23 protein-coding genes are annotated in these 26,117 nt (G+C 43.8%); 15 read left to right on the forward strand and 8 right to left on the reverse strand.

What is annotated here, in order from left to right:
• Nucleotides 1–322 precede the first annotated feature (322 nt).
• Nucleotides 323–460 carry a hypothetical protein gene (locus tag ACWJAO_RS03125; RefSeq protein ID WP_449139231.1) on the reverse strand — a complete coding sequence of 46 codons (138 nt, stop codon included), beginning with the start codon at nucleotides 458–460 and terminating at the stop codon, nucleotides 323–325.
• A gap of 19 nt (nucleotides 461–479) precedes the next feature.
• On the opposite strand from ACWJAO_RS03125, the gene ACWJAO_RS03130 reads away from it, so the two are divergent.
• Nucleotides 480–620, forward strand: coding sequence for a hypothetical protein (locus ACWJAO_RS03130; RefSeq protein ID WP_449139232.1), 141 nt, complete (start codon nucleotides 480–482; stop codon nucleotides 618–620).
• Between the two features lie 131 nt (nucleotides 621–751).
• Here ACWJAO_RS03130 and ACWJAO_RS03135 read toward each other — a convergent pair whose 3' ends face one another.
• The 4 genes from ACWJAO_RS03135 to ACWJAO_RS03150 form a co-directional block, all read right to left on the reverse strand.
• Nucleotides 752–1,312 carry an NADH peroxidase gene (locus tag ACWJAO_RS03135; protein ID WP_022120967.1) on the reverse strand — a complete coding sequence of 187 codons (561 nt, stop codon included), beginning with the start codon at nucleotides 1,310–1,312 and terminating at the stop codon, nucleotides 752–754.
• A 44-nt stretch (nucleotides 1,313–1,356) separates the two neighbouring features.
• Entirely contained in the window at nucleotides 1,357–1,806 is a 450-nt protein-coding gene (locus tag ACWJAO_RS03140) for a Fur family transcriptional regulator (RefSeq protein WP_449139233.1), read from the reverse strand.
• Nucleotides 1,807–2,079: 273 nt separating this feature from the next.
• A complete protein-coding gene (locus ACWJAO_RS03145; protein WP_144151441.1) occupies nucleotides 2,080–2,679 on the reverse strand; it encodes a LolA-like putative outer membrane lipoprotein chaperone in 600 nt (199 codons plus the stop codon).
• A 178-nt stretch (nucleotides 2,680–2,857) separates the two neighbouring features.
• The gene (locus tag ACWJAO_RS03150; RefSeq protein WP_449139234.1) at nucleotides 2,858–5,485 is read right to left on the reverse strand and encodes a DNA translocase FtsK 4TM domain-containing protein; all 2,628 of its coding nucleotides are present in this window, start codon (nucleotides 5,483–5,485) and stop codon (nucleotides 2,858–2,860) included.
• A 113-nt stretch (nucleotides 5,486–5,598) separates the two neighbouring features.
• Between ACWJAO_RS03150 and ACWJAO_RS03155 the strand changes: the two genes are divergently transcribed.
• The 13 genes from ACWJAO_RS03155 to ACWJAO_RS03215 all read left to right on the forward strand — a co-directional run bounded on the left by ACWJAO_RS03155 (nucleotide 5,599) and on the right by ACWJAO_RS03215 (nucleotide 21,706).
• Nucleotides 5,599–6,216: a 3'-5' exonuclease gene (locus tag ACWJAO_RS03155; RefSeq protein ID WP_186292203.1), complete on the forward strand. Its 618-nt coding sequence runs from the start codon at nucleotides 5,599–5,601 to the stop codon at nucleotides 6,214–6,216.
• 56 nt (nucleotides 6,217–6,272) lie between these two features.
• Complete coding sequence (locus tag ACWJAO_RS03160; RefSeq protein ID WP_144151436.1) at nucleotides 6,273–7,454, forward strand: class I SAM-dependent rRNA methyltransferase; 1,182 nt, start codon at nucleotides 6,273–6,275, stop codon at nucleotides 7,452–7,454.
• Between the two features lie 21 nt (nucleotides 7,455–7,475).
• On the forward strand, nucleotides 7,476–8,387 hold the full coding sequence (locus ACWJAO_RS03165; RefSeq protein ID WP_449139235.1) for an ABC transporter substrate-binding protein: 912 nt from the start codon (nucleotides 7,476–7,478) through the stop codon (nucleotides 8,385–8,387).
• A gap of 7 nt (nucleotides 8,388–8,394) precedes the next feature.
• Complete coding sequence (locus ACWJAO_RS03170; protein ID WP_449139236.1) at nucleotides 8,395–10,866, forward strand: hypothetical protein; 2,472 nt, start codon at nucleotides 8,395–8,397, stop codon at nucleotides 10,864–10,866.
• A gap of 2 nt (nucleotides 10,867–10,868) precedes the next feature.
• On the forward strand, nucleotides 10,869–12,368 hold the full coding sequence (dnaB, locus tag ACWJAO_RS03175; RefSeq protein WP_022120959.1) for a replicative DNA helicase: 1,500 nt from the start codon (nucleotides 10,869–10,871) through the stop codon (nucleotides 12,366–12,368).
• Nucleotides 12,369–12,825: 457 nt separating this feature from the next.
• Complete coding sequence (locus tag ACWJAO_RS03180; protein ID WP_200757576.1) at nucleotides 12,826–14,328, forward strand: 2-isopropylmalate synthase; 1,503 nt, start codon at nucleotides 12,826–12,828, stop codon at nucleotides 14,326–14,328.
• A 23-nt stretch (nucleotides 14,329–14,351) separates the two neighbouring features.
• Nucleotides 14,352–15,746, forward strand: a complete 1,395-nt coding sequence (gene leuC / locus ACWJAO_RS03185; RefSeq protein WP_118141592.1) for a 3-isopropylmalate dehydratase large subunit — start codon at nucleotides 14,352–14,354, stop codon at nucleotides 15,744–15,746.
• A 112-nt stretch (nucleotides 15,747–15,858) separates the two neighbouring features.
• Nucleotides 15,859–16,449: a 3-isopropylmalate dehydratase small subunit gene (gene leuD / locus ACWJAO_RS03190; RefSeq protein WP_006846819.1), complete on the forward strand. Its 591-nt coding sequence runs from the start codon at nucleotides 15,859–15,861 to the stop codon at nucleotides 16,447–16,449.
• A gap of 2 nt (nucleotides 16,450–16,451) precedes the next feature.
• Nucleotides 16,452–18,050 (forward strand): alpha-isopropylmalate synthase regulatory domain-containing protein, encoded by a 1,599-nt coding sequence (locus ACWJAO_RS03195; RefSeq protein WP_449139237.1) that lies wholly within the window; start codon nucleotides 16,452–16,454, stop codon nucleotides 18,048–18,050.
• 110 nt (nucleotides 18,051–18,160) lie between these two features.
• Complete coding sequence (gene leuB, locus ACWJAO_RS03200) at nucleotides 18,161–19,222, forward strand: 3-isopropylmalate dehydrogenase (RefSeq protein WP_006846817.1); 1,062 nt, start codon at nucleotides 18,161–18,163, stop codon at nucleotides 19,220–19,222.
• A 202-nt stretch (nucleotides 19,223–19,424) separates the two neighbouring features.
• A complete protein-coding gene (locus tag ACWJAO_RS03205; protein ID WP_259297323.1) occupies nucleotides 19,425–20,138 on the forward strand; it encodes a tetratricopeptide repeat protein in 714 nt (237 codons plus the stop codon).
• Nucleotides 20,139–20,184: 46 nt separating this feature from the next.
• A complete protein-coding gene (locus tag ACWJAO_RS03210) occupies nucleotides 20,185–21,000 on the forward strand; it encodes a metallophosphoesterase family protein (RefSeq protein ID WP_449139238.1) in 816 nt (271 codons plus the stop codon).
• Nucleotides 20,981–21,706 carry a hypothetical protein gene (locus ACWJAO_RS03215; RefSeq protein WP_449139239.1) on the forward strand — a complete coding sequence of 242 codons (726 nt, stop codon included), beginning with the start codon at nucleotides 20,981–20,983 and terminating at the stop codon, nucleotides 21,704–21,706. The genes ACWJAO_RS03210 and ACWJAO_RS03215 overlap by 20 nt, the downstream gene beginning before the upstream one ends.
• Here the strand turns inward: ACWJAO_RS03215 and ACWJAO_RS03220 are convergent.
• Nucleotides 21,703–22,866: a DegT/DnrJ/EryC1/StrS family aminotransferase gene (locus ACWJAO_RS03220; protein ID WP_449139240.1), complete on the reverse strand. Its 1,164-nt coding sequence runs from the start codon at nucleotides 22,864–22,866 to the stop codon at nucleotides 21,703–21,705. The two genes, ACWJAO_RS03215 and ACWJAO_RS03220, sit on opposite strands and share 4 nt — an antisense overlap.
• Before the next feature lie 1,226 nt (nucleotides 22,867–24,092).
• Between ACWJAO_RS03220 and ACWJAO_RS03225 the strand changes: the two genes are divergently transcribed.
• The gene (locus tag ACWJAO_RS03225) at nucleotides 24,093–24,245 is read left to right on the forward strand and encodes a hypothetical protein (protein ID WP_449139241.1); all 153 of its coding nucleotides are present in this window, start codon (nucleotides 24,093–24,095) and stop codon (nucleotides 24,243–24,245) included.
• Nucleotides 24,246–24,334: 89 nt separating this feature from the next.
• On the opposite strand, the gene ACWJAO_RS03230 is transcribed toward ACWJAO_RS03225, so the two are convergent.
• On the reverse strand, nucleotides 24,335–24,964 hold the full coding sequence (locus ACWJAO_RS03230) for a sugar transferase (RefSeq protein WP_449139242.1): 630 nt from the start codon (nucleotides 24,962–24,964) through the stop codon (nucleotides 24,335–24,337).
• Nucleotides 24,961–26,064 (reverse strand): MraY family glycosyltransferase, encoded by a 1,104-nt coding sequence (locus ACWJAO_RS03235; protein ID WP_449139243.1) that lies wholly within the window; start codon nucleotides 26,062–26,064, stop codon nucleotides 24,961–24,963. The genes ACWJAO_RS03230 and ACWJAO_RS03235 overlap by 4 nt, the downstream gene beginning before the upstream one ends.
• Nucleotides 26,065–26,117: the final 53 nt, after the last annotated feature.

The following is a 26,117-nucleotide window of genomic DNA, read 5'->3' on the forward strand; positions in this document are numbered from 1 at the left end:
ATCCGCCATTTTCGCATTTCCTCACGAACGTCACTTAAAGCCAACAACTGCCACAACCACTTGAAACTCAAAATAAAAGCATCATTCTGCTATTTCTTGCTTTTTTAGGCGTTATTTTTCTGGAAAACATCTAATGAAGTTCTTCTATACAGTAGCATTATGTAAATATTGCTTCTCACTTTTCTGCGGTCGTAGGGCTCTTACTGGCGGAGAAAATAAAAAATGAGTTATGAACATAATTATTGTCAATAGCAGTTAGCCAGAATGTCTGGAAAAGAGGACGCCTGACTTATAGGGAGAACTTGTATCTTAATAGAGGATGCTATGAAGCCAGCAGAGGCTGAAGCTTCGTGGCATCGAAGCAGGGACAGGCTTTCTGCATGCCCGGCAAATCGCGATGACCCAGAATGGTCTTGGTGCCCCGAAACTCACGGTGAAGGCGGAGGATGAGAAGCTTCATCGCCTCCTTCTGAGCTGGCGTGCGGGGTATCAGAGATGCAACCGCTCGGCGACAAACCGCCCTCGTAGCAGATACCGATCGTCCTGGATATCCTGAGAAATATACCAAGGAACTTATTAAGCAAACAGGAGACAAGTTCCTGGTTCCTGAAACAAAGTAACAATATTTATCATCACATAAAGAAAGCCGATTCAAGTATATTACTATACAAGAATCGGCTTTCCTGTTTTCTTGACTTACGATACTAAATAATCGTATTATAATTTTTAAAGTTACGTCATTAAAAATCTATTACTTGAAGTATCTCTTGTAAAGACCTGCAAAACCTGCACAGTGGCGGGCTTCATCCTTAGCCATCTCATGAACGGTATCGTGGATAGCATCTGAACCCTGCTCCTTAGCAAGCTTGGCAATGCGGAACTTATCCTCACAAGCACCCTTCTCTGCTGCAATACGAGCCTCGAGATTGCTCTTGGTATCACCCAAAACCTCACCGAGAAGTTCTGCAAAACGAGAAGCGTGATCAGCCTCCTCATAGGCATAACGTTTGTAAGCCTCTGCAATTTCAGGATAGCCTTCACGATCTGCCTGACGTGCCATAGCAAGATACATACCTACCTCGCCACACTCACCATTGAAATGGTCCTTCAAACCCTTGATAACGTCTTCATTAACGCCATCCTTATATGCCTGGCCGAGAACGTGAACGGTAGCAAATGTCATATCGTCATCTACTGCATCTTCCATCTCTTTGAACTTGCTGGCTGGAGCCTTGCAGATAGGGCACTTTTCTGGTGCTTCTGTACCTTCGTAAATGTAACCGCAAACGGTGCAAATAAACTTTTTCTTCATAATGCTTTTGTTTTAAATGTTGTTGTATAATTATTGTTTTTTAATTAGTGAACAGTCTCTGTGAGAGGTGACTTTACGCCTTTTTTAGCGCATTCAGCACAGATTCCTCTGTAGTAGAGCTGTTCTTCCAATACGATGTTTCCTTCAATTTCCTTTCCTGGTTCCACTGTTGGAGCAGGTTCGCCGAAAAAGTCAATTACCTTGCCGCAATTCCTGCAATAGAAGTGAACGTGGCTTTTAATATTTCCATCATAACATACGCGATGTTCATCGATTGTGATCATCTGAGCCGCATTGTGCTCACTCAACATTCTGAGTGTGTTGTAAACAGTTGTCTTGCTCAATGTTGGGATGCGGTCGGCTAATCCTTTGTACACATCTTCGATAGTTGGATGAGTGGGATGCTTGATGAGCCAATCCATAATGGCAATACGCTGGAGTGATGGTCGGATACCTTTTTCCACGAGTCTTTGATAGGCTTCTGTCTGCTTCATAATTACTTGTTTTTATATTTTGTTGATGCAAAGGTAAGCAATTTTTTTGTATCCGCCAAATGTTTTTGCAAAAATTCCAAAGTGTTTTTGAATATTTTACAATTGCATAGTTGTTTTAAGATTTGTTGTATTAAAAAGGGGGAGTCTATGATTTGCTTTTGGAAATTATTGATACTAGAACCCTTTTGGAAAAAGTAATTCCCCGTCACGCTACCGGAGTGTTGTGGCGGGGAATCTTATTTGAAAATAAACTTTATACGATATTTCAGGCGATTATCTCAGGTCGATGACTTCAGCTCCTGGACATTCCTTGCTGTTGAAATTGAATGTGCTGTTAGAAACGCTCTTGGCTCTGAAGTTACTTACCGTGATGGTACTCCAGGTATTGCCCTGTCGCATCTTGACAACTGATGGAATATGTGTCTTTTTGTTGATGGTGATATACATTTCGGCTACAGAACGTTTCTGGTTATCGGCAACGAGATGTACTACATAGTTACTGCCTGCTGTATTGAGCGTTGACTTATAACCAGTCTTATATATATTAATAAAGGTATAAGGGTTCATGGACATCTGCTGAGCCTGTGTAGGGTTGCTGACATTCACCTCGTTGGTTTTCTTTAGATAAGTCCACTGGGTCTTGCCGTTGAACCAGACGATGGCTTGCGGGGTACGGGCGTTAAACTTGTTGCCTTTGATGGCAATACTGCCGCTTGCTGATCCATACTTAGAACTGCTCATCTTGAAGTTGGCGCTAGCTCCACCTTTGTTGCCAATAACGGCAGCGGTCTTATCGAGTACCTGTTGCGCAGTCTGCGCCATGGCTCCGATGCTCATCATTGCAACGAAAGCCAATGCTAAAATCTTTTTCATTTTTATCTTTTCCTTTCTTTTAAAATTCTATGTTATATTATATCTTCTAAAATTTTATACTTTATCATAAAGCTGTAAAAACGTCTTTTCTCTCATAGACGTTTTCATGGCTTCAGGGTTTAATAATTTAACCTTTTCCAATATTATCTTCTTTCATACCCTTAGTTCTTTACTAAAATTAAGAGTTTCGAAGTGCCATTAACAGATTATTAAGCTGGTTTTCATCCTGTATCAGTACCTCACGAGGCTTGCTGCCCTGTGCTGCACCTACAATGCCTGCAGCTTCCATCTGGTCCATCAGTCGTCCTGCACGGTTATAGCCGATACTGAACCGTCGCTGTATCATGCTGGTAGAACCCTGCTGCGAAAGAACAATCGCATGGGCTGCCTCTTCGAAGAACGGATCCAGTTCGCGGGCACTGATGCTGCCGCTTCCACCTGCGCTTCCTTCATCATTAGCTGGTTCTGGCAACTCCATAGGTTCGATAGGACCAGGCTGTTCGCAGATATACTCGTTGATGCGCTCGATTTCAGGTGTATCAACAAAGGCGCACTGTACACGGACAGGTTCGTTGCCGCAGAGATAGAGCATATCACCACGACCAATCAGCTGGTTGGCTCCTGTACGGTCAAGAATGGTCTTTGAGTCGATGGCAGATGTAACCTTAAAGGCGATACGGCCAGGGAAGTTAGCCTTGATATTACCCGTGATGATGCTGGTTGTAGGACGCTGGGTGGCAATAATCATGTGGATACCCACGGCACGGGCCAGCTGGGCGATACGGGCAATAGGAAGTTCTACTTCCTTGCCGGCTGTCATGATCAAATCGCCAAACTCATCGATAATTACCACGATGTATGGCATATACTCATGTCCGTCAGTCAGTTTTAACTTATGGTTGATATACTTCTGGTTGTATTCCTTGATGTTACGGGCACCTGCCTTTTTGAGCAAGTCGTAACGGCTATCCATCAGTACACACAGACTGTTCAGGGTTCTAACCACCTTGGTTACATCGGTGATAATAGGTTCTTCCTCATCAGGAACCGCAGCCATAAACTTGTTGGCGATACGTGAGTAGACGCTAAACTCCACCTTCTTAGGGTCGATGAGAACCAGTTTGAGTTCGTTTGGATGTTTCTTATATAATAAAGAGGTGATGATGGCATTCAGACCTACAGATTTACCCTGTCCGGTAGCACCCGCAACGAGCAGGTGAGGAATCTTTGCCAAATCAACCATAAACACTTCGTTGGTAATGGTCTTACCCAAAGCGATAGGTAACTCCATCTTGGTTTCCTGGAATTTCTTTGAGTTTAAAGTACTTTCCATACTAACGATGTTCGCCTTTGCGTTAGGTACCTCAATACCGATGGTTCCCTTACCTGGGATAGGAGCGATGATACGGATGCCGAGAGCTGCCAGACTCAAGGCGATGTCATCTTCCAGATTCTTGATCTTAGAGATACGTACGCCTTCTGCAGGCTGGATTTCGTAGAGTGTGATGGTAGGACCAACCGTAGCACGGATGGTTTTGATCTGTACGCCAAAGTTGCCCAGCACCTCGATGATGCGGTTTTTGTTGGCGCGCTGCTCTTCCTCATCGATGGATACGCCGTCATCCTCATACTTCTTCAGAAGGTTGAGTACCGGATATTTATATCTGGTGAACGGCTCCTTCGGATTGATAGGAGTATTCAGTACTTCTGCATTGCTCAAGGTGTTGCCTGTAGCCTTCTCGTCGGCTGTGGCTACAGAGATGTCCATACCTATATGCTCAGAAGCTGCAGCAGCCTCGGCAGCTTGCTTTTCCAATGCTTCCTGTTCTGCCCGTTTTGTACGGAGTTCGCGCTGACGTGCAATGAGTGACATATTCTCGTTCTGCGTGCCGTTGGCTATACCGATGGTTTTATCTTTTTCTGTATCACTTTCTGTTCCTGTAGCTTCCTGTCCGTTTGCCTCTGGCTCAACAGACGTAGAAGGCATGTCTGGGTTTGCGAAAGTCTGGTCCGGATCCAGATTCAGGTCGATGACTTTGGCAGGTTCTTCTTCCTTATATTCTTCTTTCTCATCCTCTGTGCCAGCACCATATGCTGCGCTGGCGTATACCTCGTCGATAGCTTCCGTATCTTTCCGGTTCTTTCCATGGTTAGTAATCTCAAATTTCACCTTATTTGATATATAACCGATAGGGTTGAGTGCTTTTCTGATTACCGTAATGGTTTCAGTGGTGAGATAGGTGAGGAATGCTACTGCCACGAAGAAAAGAATGGCAGTAAGTCCTGGAGGACCCATGATGTTCTCCAGATTCTGCACGACATAGAGTCCGTGCTTTCCGCCCGGATTGAAGATGAGGCTTGGCATGATAGGTGCGATGAACTTGGCAAAGGTTACCGACATCCATAGCATGACCACAATCATGCAAAAGAACCATTTCCACAGGTTCAGCTTGTAGGCATGCATCATCTGCAATCCCACCATAATAACAAAGAATGGGAGCATGAAGGCTGGAAATCCGAAATTCATGGCAATGAGCCAATAGGATACAATGGCTCCCCAGGATCCGCAGTAGTTCTGAAACTGTTTTTCCGTGTTGGTCCATTCGCCCGGCTTAAGATTTTCGAGCAAACTCTGGTCATTGGCTCCTGTGTTGAGAAAGGAGATCATAGCGATGATGATAACCACAGCAATGACTACCAAGGCTAATCCTATGAAAAAGTCGGTGATAGTATTGTTGAAAATATACTGTAAACCAATAGCTTCGCTAAAGGTTTTGGTCTTTTTTTCAGTTCTTTTTTTAGCCATTTTATATATTTTTGAATAATTTATCTGCAAAATTAGCGAAAATAATTGAGAAAACAATTCTTTTTCTCATCTTTTTTTTCTAATTTTGCAACTTGTAAAGAATAAAAAGCATAATGAAGATTATTTTCACTAGTTTCGACAAGGCGGCAATCACGAATTTGCCAAGAGTTTTGTTTCCTGGCAAAATCGTAGTCGTTGACAAGCCTGAAGATACAGAAACGGCTGTTAATGACCTACTTAGCCATTATATACTGGGTGTGGATACAGAAACGCGTCCATCATTCAAGCGTGGTCAGGCTTACCATGTTTCGTTGTTGCAGGTGAGTACACATGATACTTGTTATCTCTTCCGCCTGCATCATACGGGCATGACTCCTGCCATCATTCGCTTGCTCGAAGATACCACCGTGCCAAAAGTAGGACTTTCCTGGCACGATGACTTGCTGCAGCTCCATAAGCGAGCTGCTTTTAAGGCTGGCTACTTTATCGAGTTGCAGGATGTTGCAAAGAACTTTGGTATCGCAGACATGAGTCTGCAGAAACTGTATGCGAACCTGTTTCACCAGAAAATCAGCAAGGCGCAACGGTTGAGCAATTGGGAGGCTAGCGATTTGAAGGAATCGCAGGCTCTCTATGCAGCTACAGATGCCTGGTGCTGCATTAATCTGTATGAGGAATTCAAACGCTTGTCTGCTACAGGCGATTACGAGCTTGATGAACTCAGGGCATGATATAAGGTGGTAAGGAATAGAAATTGATAATCGTAAGAAACATCATATATAAAAATATGTATAAAAGCGTATATTTAAAGAAAGGTAAGGAAGAATCGCTCAAGCGTTTTCATCCATGGATCTTCTCGGGTGCTATCCAGGCAATGGATGAGGGCATAGAGGAGGGCGACATTGTGAGAGTGTTTACCCGTAGTGGTGAATTCATTGCTATAGGTCATTATCAGATCGGTTCTATCGCTGTACGTGTTCTTTCTTTTAGAGATATTGAGATTGATGAGGAGTACTGGTGTGCCAGATTGGATTCGGCATATAAGATGAGACTCGCTTTGGGTATTGCCGGTAATTCATCCAATACTACTTATCGCTTAGTTCATGGTGAGGGTGATAACTTGCCGGGACTTGTTATCGACTGCTATGGTCCTACTGCTGTCATGCAGGCTCACAGTGTGGGTATGCATGTTTGCCGCATGGAGATAGCCAAAGCCTTGAAGAAGGTGATGGGCGAAGCACTGGAGAATATCTACTATAAGAGTGAGACAACCTTACCGTATAAGGCTGACCTCAGACAGGAAAATGGCTTTATACTGGGAGGTGATGCTGACGATGTTGCTGTAGAGAATGGACTGAAATTCCATATCGACTGGTTGCGTGGTCAGAAAACGGGTTTCTTCGTAGATCAGCGTGAGAACCGTTCGCTGCTCGAGCATTATGCCAAGGGTAAGAGCGTGCTCAACATGTTCTGCTATACCGGCGGTTTTTCTGTTTATGCGATGAGAGGCGAGGCTAAGGCTGTTCACTCCGTAGACAGCAGTGCCAAGGCGATAGAATTGACCAATGAGAATATTGCGCTCAATTTCCCTGGAGATGCACGCCATGAGGCATTCTGCGAAGATGCCTTCAAGTATCTTGATGAACATGACCAGCAGTATGATCTGATTGTTCTTGATCCTCCTGCTTTTGCCAAGCACCGTGCGGCTTTGCGCAATGCGTTGAAGGGCTATACCCGCCTGAACGTAAAGGGCTTGCAGCGTATTAAGAAGGGCGGCATCCTTTTTACCTTCAGTTGCTCTCAGGTGGTTACGAAGGATCAGTTCCGCAATGCTGTGTTTACTGCTGCAGCGCAGGCTGGAAGAAAGGTCCGCATCTTGCACCAGTTGCACCAGCCTGCCGACCATCCTATCAATATTTATCATCCTGAAGGTGAATATTTGAAGGGATTGGTTCTCTATGTAGAATAACAAATGATTAAAGGATAGATAATGAATAAGTTCAAAACGTTTACAGCCTTGATGCTCTTGCTGGCTATAGGATTTGCAGGATGTGGCAAGTCGGAAGCAGAACGTCATCGCTTGAGCAAGAAGGAAAAGGCTAGATTGGATAGCCTAGACCGTGCTGCGCTGAAGATTGCGGTGATGCCAACAATGGACTGCCTGCCAATCTTTCTGGCATGTGATGACAGTATCTTCGAGCAGCAAGGTGTAGACGTACATTTGCGTAGATATACTGCACAAATGGATTGTGATACTGCTATCGAGCGCAAGCGCGTAGAGGGAGCCGTGACCGATCTGATTCGTGCACATCATATAGAGAAACGGGGTACTGCTTTGACGTACCCTATTTCTACCAATCTTTATTGGCAGTTTATCACTAATAAGCGTTCGCGTATATCCGAACTGAAACAACTGTCAGATAAGATGGTGGCAATGACCCGCTACTCTGCAACTGATTATCTGGCTACTTTAGCAATCGATAGCGGTAAGCCTAAATATGATGCTTATAAGGTTCAAATCAACGATTTGAACATCCGTCTGCGTATGTTGCTTAACAACGAGATGGATGCCATGTTGCTGCCAGAACCTCAAGCTACCAAAGCCCGACTTGAACAGCATGTAAAACTCTTTGACAGCAGAGAAAAGAACTTGCAGTTAGGTGTTGTTGCTTTCCGCAAGAAAATACTTTTAGAGCCGCGCCGTAAAGACCAAGTTGCCAAGTTTATCAAGGCGTATAATATTGCTGTTGATAGCATAAACAGTCGTGGGGTACAGTATTATGCAAGTATCATCACAAAATATACGGGTGCCGATGCTAAAACCATCAGTAATCTTCCAAAACTTAAATATGAACACGCTATGGAACCAAGACGTCGTGACCTGGCTGTAGCACAAAAATAAGCGGCTTATGAAAAGAGAAGATTTTAGCTGGACAAAGTTTTCGCATGAAAATGTCACTATGATATCCAGAATAGAGGCAATTCGCAAGATAATTGACCAGGAAGTGGGTTTGGAGCCATGTCTGCCTGGAATAGCGGAAATTGAACAAAGATATGATGCTTTATATCATGATTATATAGATGGCAAACTTAAACATCGGGAACTTTATGATCTTGCTTCAGATTTGGATATGGATATAGACAAGTTCTATAGTAAAATGCGCTACGAATGGATTTTGGCTAATGAGTCTACATTTGTTGCACTTCGCAAAAGAGCTCAGAATCTGACAAGTTTTGATGAGGTACAGGAAACCTTTGAGAAATTTGCTACAGATGAAGCTATGCTAAGTTTGAGGGTAGACTTGTCTGAAGAACAGATAGACGAGGAAAGACAAAAGATACAAGAGCAGCTTAATGCCTATCGCAATATGGTGTTTTCTTATATTTTGACAACTGATGAATGGAATGATGATTTTGTCAAGAATATACTTGATATCATCGCTTCCGATTTGGTAGATCCATACACCATCAATATGATAGTTTCGGCTGTTTCATTGTCATGCTCTGTATTCATGGATGCCCCTAGACTTGCAGTCTTGATGCGCTTAATCAAGTCTGACGACTGTACATGCAGTGTTCGTCAGCGAGCTTTGGTGGGTTTCGTTTTCTCTGCAATAACCAATTCGGGTGAAAAACAGAAATATTGGGATTCTGCAGCTGGCTTGATCATGGACGATGAATTTTTGGCAGCCTGTGTTGATCTACAACGCCAGATGCGTCTATGTCTTACAAGTAAAAAGGATAGCAAGGAGATGATGCATTCCGTGGTGAAGACCATGCTCACTTCTTTTACTCAGGATTTGGCCGAAAAGATAGACCAAACGGGTGAATTGGGACTTGATTGCTTCTCAGCAGATGGGGAGAATCCTGATGATGCCCTTAAGGGAGCCTTTGACTATATGTTGAATTCAGAAGATATAGGAGTTGATGTCTATTATCATCAGTTTGCCAACCAGAAGAGCTTCGGTCATTTCCATTCACTCTATAATTGGTTTGTTCCTTTCTATGTCCGTAATTCTACGCTCAAGAATGTTCGGGCTACGATGAAACAGCATCGCAATTTCATCAACAATCTCTTGAAAGGTGCCTCTATGTGTGATACCGATCTGTATAGCATCATTCTTTCATTGAATAATACATCTAAGGAATTTATTGAATCATTGGATGTTGCCCCAGAAAATATGGTGTCAGGTCCTGTTTTTTATGACGAAGAAGATGAGGTGGAAAAAGAGCAGAATACCGAAGAGCCAGTAGAGGATGAGACTGATTCTACAGAAGCAATGGATTCTGAAAATGTCACACTGCTTGATTCGGTAATGGAACATGAAGAGAATCTCTCTGAAGAGGAAAAGAAGAAACGTGCAATTAGGGTTCGTCATCGCTATGTGCAGGACCTCTACCGATTCTATACTCTCTCTCCAATGAGGAAGGCATTTGATAATCCTTTCGAAGTGCAGAAGGAAATTCCTTTCTTTACTACGGGACTGTTTGCTAAACCGGAATATGACAAGTATCGCCTGTCACTGGCCCGTTTCTCTGCTAAAAGAGGTGACTATGCCTTTGTTAGCAAGATTTTGCGTAATCTGGAAAAATATACCGACGAAGAGAATATGATGCTTGCATTGGCATACAAATCGGAGGAAAAATATGATGAAGCGCTTGAACATCTCTATGTGATTAAGAAAACAAGCCCAACTTATAAGGCTGCCACGGAGTTGAAATTAGAAATAGAAGAAGAGATAAAAGACCCGGCGGCTTTAATATCATTGAATTGCCTGATTAAAGAAGAATCAGATGAGAGTAAGCAGTTTAAGCTCAAGCTGAAAAAGACCGATCTCTTATTGAAATTCCATCATTATAAAGAGGCTTTGGAATGGGCTTTCCAGATGGATGAACAGTATCCTAAGGAAGAACAGGTTGAATGCAGACTGGCTTTCTCTTTGCTCTTTACAGAATCGGAAGGCGATAAAAACATTGACCATGCAATGGCTTTAATAGAACCTTATCTGCAAAATAGTGATGATAATGAAATCAGGGAAATGTTGAATTCTGACATGACAGATATGGATAAGGATGATAAGAAACGCATGTTCATGAAAATGTTATCTGCGATGGTGAACAGAGTTTCCAAGCCACAAGACCACAGATGGGAGGCTATGAAATTTTTCTATTATGGACTCTGCGTTCTCGTGAAAAAGGGAGGAACTGCAGCTATCAGATTTTTGGATGAAGCATCTGGTCATGCAGCTTTTTCCCCTAAGGAAGATATAGATGCATTCGGTCTGCTCGAGATGGGAGATTGGCTCGATGATCGTGGTATTGCGCCTATAGAATTGGAATTTATAACAAAAAAAGTTTTCGAGGAAAGGAAAAAACAATAAAGATGGCGGAGAATAATAAAAATAAGAATAAGGTACAGATAGATCCAACCTACGCCCATTTGCAGCCGCAGGCTGTGAATGTGGAGCAGGCGGTACTGGGTGCCTTGATGATAGATTCTGATGCTTTTTCGGTGGTGTCGGAGTTGCTCAAGCCGGATACTTTTTATGACCCGCGTCATAAGAGAATATATCAGGCTATCCAGGTGATGAACATGGAGGAACGGCCTGTGGATATCATGACTCTTGCCGATCAGTTAGCCAAGACTGGCGAACTGGATAAGGTGGGAGGAGCACAATATCTCATGGATATTTCTGCAGGCATGGCTTCGGCTGCCCATGTAGAGTCGCATGCCCGTATCCTGGCGCAGAAATATATGCAGCGCCAGCTGATTCATTATGCCGGCGACATCGAGACGATGGCGTATGAAGAAGGTGTGGATGTGGATGAACTGATGCAGAAAGCTGAAGGTGAACTCTTCCAGCTTTCGCAGAACAATATGAAGCAGGATTATACACAGATTGATCCGGTTGTAAAGGAGGCTGTTGCCATCTTGCAGCGCGCTGCTCAGAACTCGGGTGGTCTTACCGGTATTCCTACGGGTTATCGTGGGTTGGATGATATGACATCAGGTTGGCAACCGTCCGACCTTGTGATTATCGCCGGTCGTCCTGCCATGGGTAAGACTTCCTTTGCATTGAGTATTGCCAAGAATGTGGCGGTAGATTATGATGTGCCTATCGGATTCTTCTCTCTGGAAATGAATAACGTTCAGTTGGTGAACCGACTCATCTCGAATGTTTGCGAGATTTCGGGTAAAAAAATACTGAACGGACAATTGGAACAGCCAGAATGGGAACGGTTGGATAAAAAACTGAGAAAACTGACAGGTGCACCTATTTATATTGATGATACGCCTGGTCTTTCTGTTTTCGAACTCCGTACCAAGGCGCGCCGACTGGTAAGGGAAAAGGGTGTTAAACTGTTGATGATCGACTATCTCCAGCTGATGAATGCCAATGGTATGAAGTTTGGCAGCCGTCAGGAGGAGGTTTCTACCATCTCCCGTTCGCTCAAAGGTATTGCCAAAGAGTTGAATATTCCTGTGCTTGCTCTTTCGCAGCTCTCCCGTAATGTAGAGAACCGTGAGGGTTTGGAAGGAAAGCGACCTCAGTTGAGTGACCTCCGTGAATCCGGTGCCATCGAGCAGGATGCCGATATGGTGCTTTTCGTTCACCGCCCGGAATATTATCACATCTATCAGGATGAAAAGGGTAATGACCTTCATGGTATGGCACAGATTATCATCGCCAAGCACCGTAAGGGTTCTGTTGGAGATGTTCTCCTGAACTTCCGTGGAGAATTTACCCGATTCCAGGATCCGCAGGATGCTGCAGCGGCACCTGTCGAAGAAGGTGGTGAAATTGTAGGCTCTAGGATGAATGGCGGAGGACAGGATGGTAGTCCGCTACCACCGCCGCCTGCTGAGAATCTGCCTTTCTAAGGTTAGCGTTTGTCAGTTTTTCGCTCAGAAACCGGCATTTTTGCCAAATTCTTGCACAGAATTAACGTTTTTGGGTGAAAAATCTATAAGAATATAAGAATTTGTTATCATTTCTATTAAAAAAGTTATAAATTGTTTGCTAGTATCAAATAAAAGTGTTACCTTTGCATGCGAATTTAAGAATATAACATAATAAGATAGATATGAGAACAACATTGTTGAACATTACAAGCATTATTATTCGACTTCGACTGCAGTTTGTGGGCGGAAGTGATAAGGTGTGCGTATAGTTCATCGCTTAAGATATTAAAAGCCTTTCTACACTTCCGTCTATGGAGTGGGGGAAGGCTTTTTACTTTATCTGATGCTTCTGCACGGATTGCTATATAAACGTAGTGCGTTCTGAATGTGTAGCTCTTATATATATAATAAGGTGTAAATTTAAAATTTTAAAGATATGAGTGACAGATTATACATTTTCGATACGACCCTCCGCGATGGCGAACAGGTTCCGGGATGTCAGTTGAACACAGTTGAGAAGATTCAGGTGGCAAAGCAACTGGAGCAGTTGGGCGTAGATGTAATTGAGGCTGGATTTCCTATATCAAGTCCGGGCGACTTCAATTCAGTGGTAGAAATCTCTAAGGCTGTAACCTGGCCTACTATTTGTGCACTTACCCGTGCCGTAGAAAAGGATATTGATTGTGCTGCTGAGGCTTTGCAGTATGCTAAGCATAAGAGAATCCATACCGGTATCGGTACCAGCGACAGTCATATCAAGTATAAGTTCAATTCTACCCGTGAGGAAATCATCGAACGTGCTGTAGCTGCTGTCAAGTATGCAAAAAAGTATGTTGAGGACGTTGAGTTCTATGCTGAGGATGCAGGTCGTACCGATAATGAGTATCTGGCTCGTGTCGTTGAGGCTGTTGTCAAGGCGGGTGCTACTGTAGTGAACATTCCTGATACTACAGGTTATTGTCTGCCTGATGAATATGGTGACAAAATCAAGTATCTTATGGAGCATGTTGATGGCATTGACAAGGCTCGTCTTTCTACCCACTGTCATAACGACCTCGGTATGGCTACTGCCAATACCCTGCAGGGTGTTTTGAATGGTGCACGCCAGGTTGAGGTTACCATCAATGGTATTGGTGAGCGCGCAGGCAATACTTCGCTCGAAGAGATTGCTATGATTCTGAAGTGTCACAAGCATATCAATATTGATACCAACATCAATACTACCAAGATTATTCCTACTTCACGCATGGTGAGCAGCTTGATGAATATGCCTGTTCAGCCTAACAAGGCTATCGTGGGCCGCAATGCCTTTGCTCATTCTTCTGGTATCCATCAGGATGGCGTCTTGAAGAATGTCCAGACTTATGAAATCATTGATCCTAAGGAAGTGGGATTGGATGATAACGCTATCGTTCTGACAGCCCGCTCTGGTCGTGCAGCATTGAAGTACCGTCTCCATGTCAATGGTGTAGAGATTAATGATGAGGAGAAGCTCGACAAGATTTACAAGAAGTTCCTCCAGTTGGCTGACAAGAAGAAGGAAGTTACCGATGAGGATGTTTTGATGCTTGCCGGTGCTGATTCTGCTGATAAGCATGGTGTTCAGCTCGACTGGTTGCAGGTTACTACAGGTAAGGGCGTGAAGAGCGTGGCAAGTATCGGTCTTGATATTGCAGGTCAGAAGTTTGAGGCTGCATCATCTGGTAACGGTCCGGTAGATGCTGCTATCAATGCTCTCAAGAAGGTCATCACCAAGGAGATGAACCTCAAGGAGTTCACCATCCAGGCTATCGACAAGGGTTCAGACGATGTGGGCAAGGTTCACATGCAGGTAGAATACGATGGTCATGTTTATTATGGCTTCGGCGCAGATACCGACATCGTTACTGCTTCTGTTGAGGCTTACATTGATTGTATTAACAAGTTTAAGATTAGATAAACATATATATAACAAGAGATATTATGAATACATTATTCGACAAGATTTGGGACAAGCATGTTGTCCAGATTGTTCCGGACGGTCCTACACAGCTTTACATCGACCGTCTCTACTGTCACGAAGTAACATCACCTCAGGCATTCGCTGGTATGCGAGCACGCGGACTCAAGATGTTCCGTCCAGACCAGATTTTCTGTATGCCTGACCACAATACTCCAACCCACGATCAGGATAAACCAATCGAGGATCCTATCTCAAAGAAGCAGGTAGATACTTTGGCAAAGAACACCGCTGATTTCGGTGTTACTCACTTTGCCATGAACACAAAGGATAATGGTATCATCCACGTAGTAGGTCCTGAGAAGGGTCTTTCTCTTCCTGGTATGACCATCGTTTGCGGTGACTCTCATACTTCTACCCATGGTGCCATGGGTGCTGTAGCTTTCGGTATCGGTACTTCTGAGGTGGAGATGGTGATGGCTTCACAGTGTATTCTCCAGAGCAAGCCAAAGTCTATGCGTATCAGCATCAACGGCAAGCTCAGCAAGGGTGTAACAGCTAAGGATGTTGCTCTTTATCTGATGAGCCAACTCACTACTTCGGGTGCTACCGGTTACTTCGTTGAGTACAGTGGCGATGTAGTGAAGGATATGTCTATGGAAGGTCGTCTGACTCTCTGTAACCTCTCTATCGAGATGGGTGCCCGTGGTGGTTTCGTTGCTCCTGATGAGACAACATTCGAGTACATCAAGGGTCGTGAATATGCACCTAAGGGTGAAGAGTGGGACAAGGCTGTAGCTTACTGGAAGACCTTGAAGAGTGGCGATGACGCTGTATTCGACAAGGAGTTGACTTTCGAGGCAAAGGATATCGAACCACGCATCACTTACGGTACCAACCCTGGTATGGGTATCGGTATCACAGAAAATATCCCAACTCTCGATGAGATTCCAGAGGAAGAGCAGGCTGGTTTCAAGAAGAGCTTGAACTACATGGGCTTCCAGCCAGGCGAGAAACTCGAGGGTCATCCTATCGATTATGTATTCTTGGGCGCATGTACCAATGGTCGTATCGAAGACTTCCGTGCTTTCGCTTCTCTTGTTAAAGGAAAGAAGAAGGCAGATGGCGTAACTGCTTGGCTTGTACCAGGTTCATGGTTGGTTGATAAACAAATACGTGAAGAGGGAATTGATAAGATTGTTGAGGCTGCTGGCTTCGAAATCCGTCAGCCAGGATGCTCTGCTTGTCTGGCAATGAACGATGATAAGATTCCTGCAGGCAAGTACTCTGTAAGTACATCCAACCGTAACTTCGAGGGTCGTCAGGGACCAGGTTCCCGTACCATCCTTGCCAGCCCATACGTAGCAGCAGCTGCCGCTATCACTGGTAAGATTACCGACCCAAGAGAGTTTATGTAATATAGTGATTAATGATTAGTGATTAGTGATTAGTTGGGCTTCGCTTTATAACTATTAATCACTATCTAATCAAGTAAACACTAAACATTTAAAATTAAACATTTCAACAACGATGAAACAGAAATTCAATGTAATTACATCAAGCTGCATTCCTCTTCCATTGGAGAATGTAGATACAGACCAGATCATCCCAGCCCGTTTCCTCAAGGCCATCGATAAAGAGGGCATGGGCGACAACCTCTTCCGCGATTGGCGCTATAATGCCGACGGAACTCCAAAGCCAGACTTCGTGATGAACGATCCTTCATACAGTGGTGTCATCCTCGTAGCTGGCAAGAACTTCGGCTCCGGTTCTTCCCGTGAGCACGCTGCCTGGGCTATCGCAGGTGCAGGCTTCCGTGTGGTTATCAGTTCTTTCTTTGCTGATATCCACAAGAACAACGAGTTGAACAACCTCGTATTGCCAGTAGTAGTAAGCGAGGAATTCCTGAAGGAACTCTTCGAGAGCATCGACAAGGATCACAAGACAGAGGTGAAGGTAGATCTTCCTAACCAGACCGTGACCAATCTTGCTACCGGCAAGAGCGAGCACTTTGAAATCAACGGCTACAAGAAACACTGTTTGGAGAATGGTTTGGACGATGTAGACTTCCTCGTTCAGAACCGCGACAAGGTTGAGGCTTGGGAAGCTAAAAACAAGTAATTATGAACGTTAACGCAAAGAGAGATAATTCCCGCATCAAGGAGATTGAGATCATGGACTGCACGCTGCGCGACGGCGAGCAGACCAATGGTGTCAGTTTCCTTCCTCACGAGAAGTTGATGATAGCAAGAATGCTGTTGCACGACATCAATGTAGATCGCATTGAGGTGGCTTCAGCGCGTGTGTCAGAAGGTGAAAAGGATGCTGTCGCTCGAATTTGCCGTTATGCCAAGACTATAGGTAAACTGGATTCCGTTGAGGTATTGGGATTCGTGGATAACAACAAGAGTGTGGATTGGATTGCTGAATGCGGCGGTCATGTCATCAACCTCTTGGCTAAGGGTAGCTACAAGCACTGTACCCAGCAACTCAAGATGTCGCCTGAGGAGCATCTCGCTCATATCAAGCAGACCATCGACTATGCTTTGAGCAAGGGATTCACCGTGAATCTCTACTTGGAGGACTGGTCGAGCGGTATGCGCGACAGCCGTGACTATCTCTTCATGATGATGGATGAGTTGGTAAAACTGCCTATCAAGCGCTTCCTTCTTCCTGATACGTTGGGTATTCTGAACCCATTGCAGTGTGTGGAGTATATGCGCCAGATGGTGCGCCGTTATCCGAATTCTCACTTCGACTTCCATGCCCATAACGACTACGATCTGGCTGTGAGCAACTCGCTGGCTGCCGTATTGAGCGGCGCCAAGGGTCTCCACGTTACCGTGAATGGTCTAGGTGAGCGTTGTGGCAATGCACCATTGGCAAGTGTTCAGGTGATTCTGAAAGACATGTTCGAGGCAAAGACCAATATTAAGGAAGACCGTTTGAACGATATTTCCCGATTGGTTGAAGGATATAGTGGCATTGCCGTGGCTCCGAATACTCCGGTAGTAGGAGACAACGTCTTTACCCAGGTAGCTGGTGTGCATGCCGATGGTGACAACAAAGACAAGCTTTATTGCAACGACCTGGTACCTGAGCGTTTCGGCAGACATCGTGAGTATGCGTTGGGTAAGAACTCTGGCAAGGCGAATATTGTGCAGAACCTCAATGAACTGGGATTGGAACTGACGCCTGAGCAGACCAAGGCGGTGACCAAGCGGATCACAGAACTCGGCGACCGCAAGGAACTGGTAACCCAGGACGACCTGCCATACATCGTGAGTGATGTATTGAAGCATGGAGCTCCAGAGGATAAGGTGAAACTGGTAAGTTACATGGTATCAACCTCATATGGTTTGAAGCCAATAGCCAGTGTAAAGGTAGAAATCGATGGCAAGGAGTATGAAGACCAGAGCTCCGGTGATGGTCAGTATGATGCTTTCGTGAAAGCCCTCCGCAATATCTACAAGGTGAAGCTCGGCAAAACCTTCCCTAAGCTCGACAACTATCAGGTAACTATCCCACCTGGTGGCCGTACCGATGCCCTCGTTCAGACAGTCATCACCTGGCGTGAAGGTGACCGTATCTGGCGTACCCGAGGCTTGGATGCCGACCAGACGGAGGCAGCTATCAAGGCAACGCTCAAAATGCTTAATATGTATGAGGCAGATAAGAGCGATGAACAGCCAGCGTCGCCTCGAAATCTGGATATGGAATAATATCTCCGAAGATTACGAAAATATCTCCGAAGGTTACGAAAATATCTCCGAAGATTACAGAATTATCTCCGAAGGTTATAAACAATAAAACAATTAAAAAATCAAATAAGATGAAATTAAACATTGCAGTTCTCGCCGGTGATGGTATCGGACCAGAGATTATGAAGCAGGGCGTAGCAGTTATGCAGGCCATTGCAGAGAAGTTCAACCACGAGTTTACTTACAACGAGGCTATCTGCGGCGCTCACGCTATCGACGAGGTAGGTGATCCATTCCCAGAGGAGACCTTCAAAACTTGTATGGATGCTGACGCAGTGCTCTTCGCAGCCGTTGGCGACCCACGTTTCGACAACAACCCTACAGCCAAGGTTCGTCCTGAGCAGGGCTTGCTCGCTATGCGTAAGAAGTTGGGCCTCTTCGCCAATGTTCGCCCAGTAGCCACATTCGATTGCCTGCTCCACAAGTCACCATTGAAGGATGAACTCCTGAAGGGTGCTGACTTTGTAGTTATTCGCGAGTTAACTGGCGGTATGTACTTCGGTGAGAAGTATCAGGATAACGATAAGGCATACGATACAGATATCTATACCCGTCCTGAGATTGAGCGCATCCTGAAGGTAGCTTTCGAGTTTGCCATGAAGCGCAACAAGCACTTGACAGTAGTAGATAAGGCAAACGTATTGGCATCTTCTCGTCTCTGGCGTCAGATTGCCAAGGAGATGGAGCCACAGTATCCTGAGGTAAACACCGATTATATGTTCATCGACAACGCTTCTATGCGCGTATTGACTGAGCCTACATTCTTCGATGTTATCGTTACAGAGAATACCTTCGGTGATATCCTGACCGATGAGACTTCTTGCATCACCGGTTCTATGGGCTTGCAGCCATCTAGCTCTCTCGGTGAGCACACACCATTGTTCGAGCCTGTTCATGGTTCATGGCCACAGGCAGCTGGCAAGAACCTGGCTAACCCGGTAGCTCAGATTCTTTCTGCAGCTATGTTGTTGGAGCACTTTGGCTTGAACGAGGAGGGTGCCTTGATTCGCAAGGCAGTAGATGCTTCTCTCGATGCCAATGTCCGCACACCTGAAATTCAGGTTGAGGGTGGTGCTCAGTATGGCACAACTGAGGTTGGCGCATGGATCGTTAACTGGATTAAGAATGCTTAATCTGTAAATGGATTTTCCGGCGCTGGGTGAATTTTCTATCCAGATGCTTTATAGATAAAAGCCTTAAGAGGAGTGTTTCTTTCTCTTAAGGTTTTTCTTGTTGATTGTCCTGTCTTTCTGAAATTTAGTTCTTTTTGTAAACTCAAATAAGTTTTATAGTTTTTTATTTGGCAGTTTGCAAAAGTCTTCTTAACTTTGCACCATGAAAAGTTTTTATACATTATTATTGGCATCGATGGTTTCTTTATCTGTATCTGCGCAGAACGTAGATGCCGACAAGCCACGTGCTGCTCAGAATAAAACCTTGCGCGATTCACTCTCCAAGGCTACAGAAGTGCTTGCATATCATCCAGACAGTATCGATCTGCGACTGAAAAAGGCTGCTTGGAATATCCAGTTGGAGCAGTGGCAATATGCCAAGGATGATCTTGATAAGGTACTCTTTCTGAACAATACCAATATCGCCGGTTTGTTCTATCGTGCCTTTGTCAATGAGAAGTTGCTCCGTTATAACTTTGCGCGTCTCGATTATCAGAATCTTCTGGTACTTGTTCCTGGCAACTTTCAGGCGCAACTCGGTCTGGCTTTGCTCAATGAGAAAGATAAGCATTATACCGAGGCTTACGATGGCATTAACAGTCTGATAGAGCAGTACCCTGACAGTGCGATGGCTTATGCTGCAAGAGGTGGCATGGAGAAGGAGAGGGGTATGCTTGAGCTGGCAGAGTTTGATTACGCCAAGGCGATGGAGTTGGATGCCGGTAATGAGGATTTTGCTTTCAATCATGTAGACATCCTGATTCTGCTTGGAAGAAAAGACGAAGCCTATCGTGATTTGAAGAAACTGCTCGATGCCGGTTGCCAGCCAGGCAGGTTGCAAGGTTTCTATGCAAGGTTGAAAAAGAAGAAAAAGTAGTATTTAAGAGTTATAAAAAAGAGTTTTTAAAGATAATAAGACAAGAATGCATAAAATTATTCCCTATATTCTGGCTGCCTGTTGTCTCTGTATGGTGGCATCCTGCGATACCGTCTTCGATGTTCATCCTTATGATGTGCAAATCAACGGCGATAGAAATCTGAATGTTACAAATATTCAGAAAATTGAGGCTGCAGTAAAATCGAAAGATACAATCCGTTTTGCTATGATCAGCGATTCACACCAGTGGTTGGATGATTTGAAGAGTGAGGTTAATGATATCAATCGCCGCAGTGATTCCCTCGATTTCGTGATTCATTGTGGAGACCTTACCGACTTTGGTGCTACCCGTGAGTTTCAGTGGACCCGTGACCATCTTCAGAAGTTGAAGATACCTTTCGTGGCTCTGCTGGGTAATCATGACTGTTTAGGAACAGGTAACCAGTCTTATCAGAAAATCTTTGGTAATCCGGATTTCAGTTTCATCGCCGGTAAGGTAAAGTTTGTCTGTCTCAATACCAATGCCATAGAGTTTGACTATTCTCGCCCTGTACCTAATTTCGATTTCATGGAAGAGCAGGTTAAGGCAGATGCAGATGACTTTTCGCGTACCATTGTCTGTATGCATGCTGCCCCTTATTCAGAGCAGTTTAATAATAATGTGGCTAAGGTCTTCAATTTTTATACCCATCAGTTCCCTGGTTTGATGTTCTGCCTTTGCGGTCATGGTCATCATACCAAGCAAGAAGATATTTATGGCGATGGCATCATCTATTATCAGGTGGCCAATGCCGCTAAGCATCAGTACTATATATTCACCATTACTCCAAAAGGTTATCGTTATGAAGTTATTGAGTTTTAAGCATATATTCATTCTGGGAGCTTTGCTTGCTGCAGGTTCTGTACAGGTTCATGCTGCCGGTGAGGTTACCGGGAAAAGTGAGGAGTTGGAACAGAAGGATAGTATCGTTCATGATACTCTGGTGTTGGCGGATGGCAAACTGACCCGATATGACCGCCGCGTCATGCGCTACCGTAAGCATTGGGATTTGCTGATACCTACTAGTGGCATCATTCAGACCTGTGGCAATATGGGTATCATTTCGCTGGGTATCGGATGGGAATATGGTAAGCGCCGCCAGTGGGAAACGCAGCTCTTGTTTGGCTACATCCCGAAGTTCAGTTCTGACGATGAGAAGTTAACTATGACGCTCAAGGAGAATTTCATTCCTTGGCGTCACAATATCGGTAAGGGCTGGTGGTTTGAACCTCTGGAGTGCAGCCTGTATTTCAATACGGTGTTCGGACATGATTTCTGGACTAAGCAGCCTACCAAGTATGAAAGCGGCTACTATCCGTTCTCTACCAGAGTCCGTCCTAATATCGCCTTGGGTGAACGTTTTAAGTATGATATTCCGCACAATAAACGTAAGCGTATCAAGAGTATCACGTTCTTCTATGAGTTGGGTACAACGGATATCTACTTTATGCGTTTCTACCGTAATGGCAATGCCGGTTTCTGGGATGTCTTCGGCCTTTCTATCGGTGCCAAGGTGCAGTACCTTTAAGCCAAGAACTGGTTGATGAGTTTGCTTACTCTGATGATATCTTCATCGTTGAGCGAAGAGTTGCAAGGCAGACTCAGTTCTTCGTCAGCTATTCTCTTAGCTACCGGAAATTCCAGATGGTTCATTTCCGGATAGCATGGCTGCAGATAGGGTGGGCGGAAGTAATGAATCTTTGTGCCGACCCCATTCTCTGCCAGGAAAGCTTTCAGTTGGTCTCGCTTCGGGGTAAGGAAAGGGAAGACGTGGAAAACATTCTCATGAGCTGGAGAGAGGAGTTTCGCAGCGATGCATCTGTCCTTGATACTATCATCCAGATGCTCCATGTATAGCTGTACTTGTCTGTATCTCGCTTTCTGTTCGTTCTCAGGATATTGCAGTTTCACATTCAGTACCGCAGCCTGAATCTCGTCCATACGCGAGTTGACGCCCTGGTATCTGAAAATGCCGTCTTCTATCTTTCCATATTCGTGTAGTGACATGATGGCTTCAGCCAACTCCCTGTTGTTGGTAGTTACCGCTCCGGCATCTCCCAAGGCTCCCAGATTCTTGCTAGGATAGAAACTGTGAGCGGCAGCATCCGAAAGATTTCCGGTATATCTTCTTTTCGATAGTTTTTCAGAAGAATCAGATAGGGTAGTGGAGCATCCGAATCCCTGCGCATTGTCTTCGAAAAGCAAGAGATGATGCTTCTTGCAGATTTCTGCTATCTTCGGAGTCCACGCCAGTTTGCCATAGAGATGAACAATCATGATGGCTTTGGTCTTCGGTGTGATTCGTGCTTCTATCAGCCGGTCATCTATCTGTAATGTATCGATATTGGCATCCACCAATACAGGAGTCAGTCCTACGCTGCTGATGGCAAGTACGGTAGCGAAATAAGTATTGGCAGGCACGATCACTTCATCCCCTTTCTGCAGATTTCCGATAGCCAGTTCGCCCATCAGCATCAGTTTGAGCGCATCCGTCCCGTTAGCGCAGCTGATGCAGTATTCTGTACCGATAAACTGTGCATACGATTTTTCAAACCTCTTTACGGCTTCACCTTGCAGATACCATCCGCTGTTGACCACCTTGTTGATAGCATCCTTTATCTCCTTCTCGTATGGCTCATTGATTGCCTTCAGGTCGAGATAAGGAATCTTCTTTACTTCTGTTTCCATTGTTTCTTGCGTGATGATTTATACAAGTAATAAAACTTGTTTCTATAAATAAAAACGGATGTTTTGCGGTATTTATTATATGGGGAGCTATAAAAAAGACAAGAGCAGCTATCTTCTCAGACAACTGCTCTACATTCAATAGGTATTAGTTTTCTTTAAGGTAAAAAGATTGTATTCAGGATAACGTTTGCAAAGGTACTAAAAAAAAATGAAACAAAAAAATAAAATGGCAACAAATTTACCATCAACTTAAAAAAAAGTTTTAAATACCTTTGTAGAGCATTTTCTATCTGTACGAGAAAACAGATTTTTATATAAATAATGCCAAATAATAAAGCAGAGAAAGAGAAAATCTGTCACAAAACCTCCTTTTTCCCTTTCACAGCGTTCGATGTCTAAAATCTTTCGATATGTACGGTTGAAATTACCCATTACGCCCTTCAGTCCGTTTCAACCATACAGTTCGCACCAATTTCTTCTGCAACTTTCGAGAATTGGATATATTTTTCAGCCTTTTGTCGTTTAAAAGAATCTAAAAAACAATAATTGTCGTTTACGAGTTCCCATAGTGGGAACTCTCATTTATTTTATTTTTGCTATCTTTGCACCGTGTGACACAATTTAGAACCTTATTACCTACTTTGGAGGCGCCGCGACAGAAACAGTAATGTGTGGATCTCTACTTCCGAAAGCCAACGGAGGCGGAGACAGGAGAGTTTATGCCCATAGCAAGAGAGCTATACGGCGCATTCTCTCTGCTCAGTGTTCACGGTGACACGATGACAGGGTGACACTAGTTTTTCAACTTTTCGCCTCGCGCGCGGGCAGGCAGGAAAAATCAGGCCGAAAGTTCCTGCCTGCCCGCGCGAGAGTAAATCTTCAGAAATCACTGTCACCAGTGTCACCCGTCACCCTGAAGCCGTTGCTTACGAAGTAAAAGTCAGTTACTTGCGATGCAAAAGTCAGTTACTTACGCCCCGTAATCCACTGGCTTACGAAGCGAATTACAAGTGCTAACTCCTTTAAGATTAAACAAACAGAGTCAGATCTGTTACTTTTTCCTTATGTTAATTCTTTAAAAAATCAATAAGTAATCATCTATTTATTTGCATATATAAAAGAATTACCATATCTTTGCAATCGGATAAAGGCTTCTTTATTCAGGATTGGGGTGTCCCCGGTCGGGAAAGGGTTACTTCACAGTGACTCTTTTTTTGTATCAGGTGATGAGTAATGTCAATATGAATGAACCTAAGCTCTTTCTTTATCAGTTAGGTTACCTTACCATCAAGAAGGTGGTTGACTGCAGTTATATGTTGGGTTATCCTACTCGAAAAGTGAGAAATGCGATGTTGGGCATGAGTCTTCCCAACAGTTAAATATGGATTTCGTTAGGAAGAAGGTACAATAAAGGGGTGAATACACTATATTATAAGTATTCACCCCTTTATTGCATCAGTAGCTAACCTTAGAATATTTTGCCAAATAGAATGTTCACCATAGTTTTGAATAGAATCTTGGCATCAAACCACCAGGATCTGTGCTCCAGATAGTAGAGGTCAAGTTCGAGTCTTTTCAGCATCTTCGGCATCGTATCCGTATATCCATTATATAAGGTGGCATAAGAAGTAGCTCCCGGACGAATCTGATACAGATAAGTATATCGAGGATCATGCTCCATAATCTGGTCGATATAGTATTTGCGTTCAGGACGCGGACCGACAAATGACATATCTCCTTTTAGAATGTTCCATAATTGTGGAAGTTCATCTAAATGATGAGTTCTAATGAATTTACCGACATGAGTGAGTCGCGTGTCGCCTTCAATCTCTAGTAGATTTGGACCATCTTTTTCAGCATCTGCCTTCATCGATCTGAACTTATAGATGTTGAAAGGTTTCCCATGCAAACCTATACGCTCTTGCTTGTAGATGATTGGTAATCCGTCTTCCCACTTAATGGCTAATGAGATAATGGCAAATAGAGGAGAAGATAGTATGAGACAAGGTAGAGATAAAAGAATATCTGTGGAACGTTTTACGAAACGCTCCATTCTGTTGTTTCTATTCTTGATTTCTGTTTTGTTTTGTATGGTCATTTCTCTACTTCTTTCTTTAGTTTGATTTTTTGATTGATACCGATGTGTAGCATCGTATAGAGGGCTATATCGATAAGTAAAATACCTGTTAATCCTACATTCATATTGCCAAGTATTACGTTGGTGCCAACGAAAGTTAGGGCTAGTAGGATGATAAAGAATAACGTATAGTGTTGGTTATATCCCATAGCCAATATCTTGTGATGTATATGGCTTTTGTCTGCATCAAAGATTGGTTTCCTGTTTCTGATGCGATGTAACACTACTCTTACGACATCAAAAGTAGGTATGATGAGCAGACTATATGCTATCAGCACGCGTTTTGGAGACATTGGCATAATATTTGGATTTACGGCAATTGCTTTGACAAATAGAAATGCCAAGAAAAATCCCAATGTTAAGCTGCCCGAATCGCCCATAAATATCTTGGTTCCTTTTTCTACTTTTCCCCACATATTATAATATAGGTATACTATCAGTACGCCAACCAAACCTGCAATCATCACTTCATAAGCAATCAAGTCGTATGGTATGAAACAATAAAAGAAACCAAGCAGAGCAATGATGGAGAGACTTGTTGCCAAACCATCAATGCCGTCTATCAGATTGAGTGCATTATCTATGAATACAAATGTAAAGATTGTGAGAGGAATACCAATACTCGAAGGTATCTCGTAAATACCAAACAAACCATAGAGGTCATTAATCTGGAGCCCACATATAGGCATGATGCTGGCAGCGAGAATTTGAGCGGCAAATTTCACTTTAGCATTAAGACCGATTAAATCGTCAATGATTCCTACAGAGTAGATAATCGACAGACTTAAGATAAAACCTACGCTCCACATACTGAGAGAGATTTTGTCTTGAATATTATTTGTAGCTATGATAAGCAATACAGCTACAGCTGAAATCATCATGCTTGGTATGAATGCAATGCCACCCAATCGTGGTATAGGTGCGCTATGCACTTTTCTTAGGGTTGGAATATCATACAACTTTTTTTTCTTGCAGAATTTCAGCACTGATGGAATGAAAAATGCACCACATGTCATGCTCAGTATGAATGCTCCTATGATTGGTAATATTTCTGTTAACATATTTATATCTTCATTTTATTATATAAACTGAAAAGGTACGTGAATATTGCATA

Source organism: Segatella sp. (assembly GCF_977051555.1).

What these genes read in the sequence shown, in the direction of transcription:
- ACWJAO_RS03125 (WP_449139231.1), bottom strand. Translation starts at nt 460, where the DNA reads ATGAAGCTTCTCATCCTCCGCCTTCACCGTGAGTTTCGGGGCACCAAG.
- ACWJAO_RS03135 (WP_022120967.1), bottom strand. Translation starts at nt 1,312, where the DNA reads ATGAAGAAAAAGTTTATTTGCACCGTTTGCGGTTACATTTACGAAGGT.
- ACWJAO_RS03140 (WP_449139233.1), bottom strand. Translation starts at nt 1,806, where the DNA reads ATGAAGCAGACAGAAGCCTATCAAAGACTCGTGGAAAAAGGTATCCGA.
- ACWJAO_RS03145 (WP_144151441.1), bottom strand. Translation starts at nt 2,679, where the DNA reads ATGAAAAAGATTTTAGCATTGGCTTTCGTTGCAATGATGAGCATCGGA.
- ACWJAO_RS03150 (WP_449139234.1), bottom strand. Translation starts at nt 5,485, where the DNA reads ATGGCTAAAAAAAGAACTGAAAAAAAGACCAAAACCTTTAGCGAAGCT.
- ACWJAO_RS03155 (WP_186292203.1), top strand. Translation starts at nt 5,599, where the DNA reads ATGAAGATTATTTTCACTAGTTTCGACAAGGCGGCAATCACGAATTTG.
- ACWJAO_RS03160 (WP_144151436.1), top strand. Translation starts at nt 6,273, where the DNA reads ATGTATAAAAGCGTATATTTAAAGAAAGGTAAGGAAGAATCGCTCAAG.
- ACWJAO_RS03165 (WP_449139235.1), top strand. Translation starts at nt 7,476, where the DNA reads ATGAATAAGTTCAAAACGTTTACAGCCTTGATGCTCTTGCTGGCTATA.
- ACWJAO_RS03170 (WP_449139236.1), top strand. Translation starts at nt 8,395, where the DNA reads ATGAAAAGAGAAGATTTTAGCTGGACAAAGTTTTCGCATGAAAATGTC.
- dnaB (WP_022120959.1), top strand. Translation starts at nt 10,869, where the DNA reads ATGGCGGAGAATAATAAAAATAAGAATAAGGTACAGATAGATCCAACC.
- ACWJAO_RS03180 (WP_200757576.1), top strand. Translation starts at nt 12,826, where the DNA reads ATGAGTGACAGATTATACATTTTCGATACGACCCTCCGCGATGGCGAA.
- leuC (WP_118141592.1), top strand. Translation starts at nt 14,352, where the DNA reads ATGAATACATTATTCGACAAGATTTGGGACAAGCATGTTGTCCAGATT.
- leuD (WP_006846819.1), top strand. Translation starts at nt 15,859, where the DNA reads ATGAAACAGAAATTCAATGTAATTACATCAAGCTGCATTCCTCTTCCA.
- ACWJAO_RS03195 (WP_449139237.1), top strand. Translation starts at nt 16,452, where the DNA reads ATGAACGTTAACGCAAAGAGAGATAATTCCCGCATCAAGGAGATTGAG.
- leuB (WP_006846817.1), top strand. Translation starts at nt 18,161, where the DNA reads ATGAAATTAAACATTGCAGTTCTCGCCGGTGATGGTATCGGACCAGAG.
- ACWJAO_RS03205 (WP_259297323.1), top strand. Translation starts at nt 19,425, where the DNA reads ATGAAAAGTTTTTATACATTATTATTGGCATCGATGGTTTCTTTATCT.
- ACWJAO_RS03210 (WP_449139238.1), top strand. Translation starts at nt 20,185, where the DNA reads ATGCATAAAATTATTCCCTATATTCTGGCTGCCTGTTGTCTCTGTATG.
- ACWJAO_RS03215 (WP_449139239.1), top strand. Translation starts at nt 20,981, where the DNA reads ATGAAGTTATTGAGTTTTAAGCATATATTCATTCTGGGAGCTTTGCTT.
- ACWJAO_RS03220 (WP_449139240.1), bottom strand. Translation starts at nt 22,866, where the DNA reads ATGGAAACAGAAGTAAAGAAGATTCCTTATCTCGACCTGAAGGCAATC.
- ACWJAO_RS03225 (WP_449139241.1), top strand. Translation starts at nt 24,093, where the DNA reads ATGAGTAATGTCAATATGAATGAACCTAAGCTCTTTCTTTATCAGTTA.
- ACWJAO_RS03230 (WP_449139242.1), bottom strand. Translation starts at nt 24,964, where the DNA reads ATGACCATACAAAACAAAACAGAAATCAAGAATAGAAACAACAGAATG.
- ACWJAO_RS03235 (WP_449139243.1), bottom strand. Translation starts at nt 26,064, where the DNA reads ATGTTAACAGAAATATTACCAATCATAGGAGCATTCATACTGAGCATG.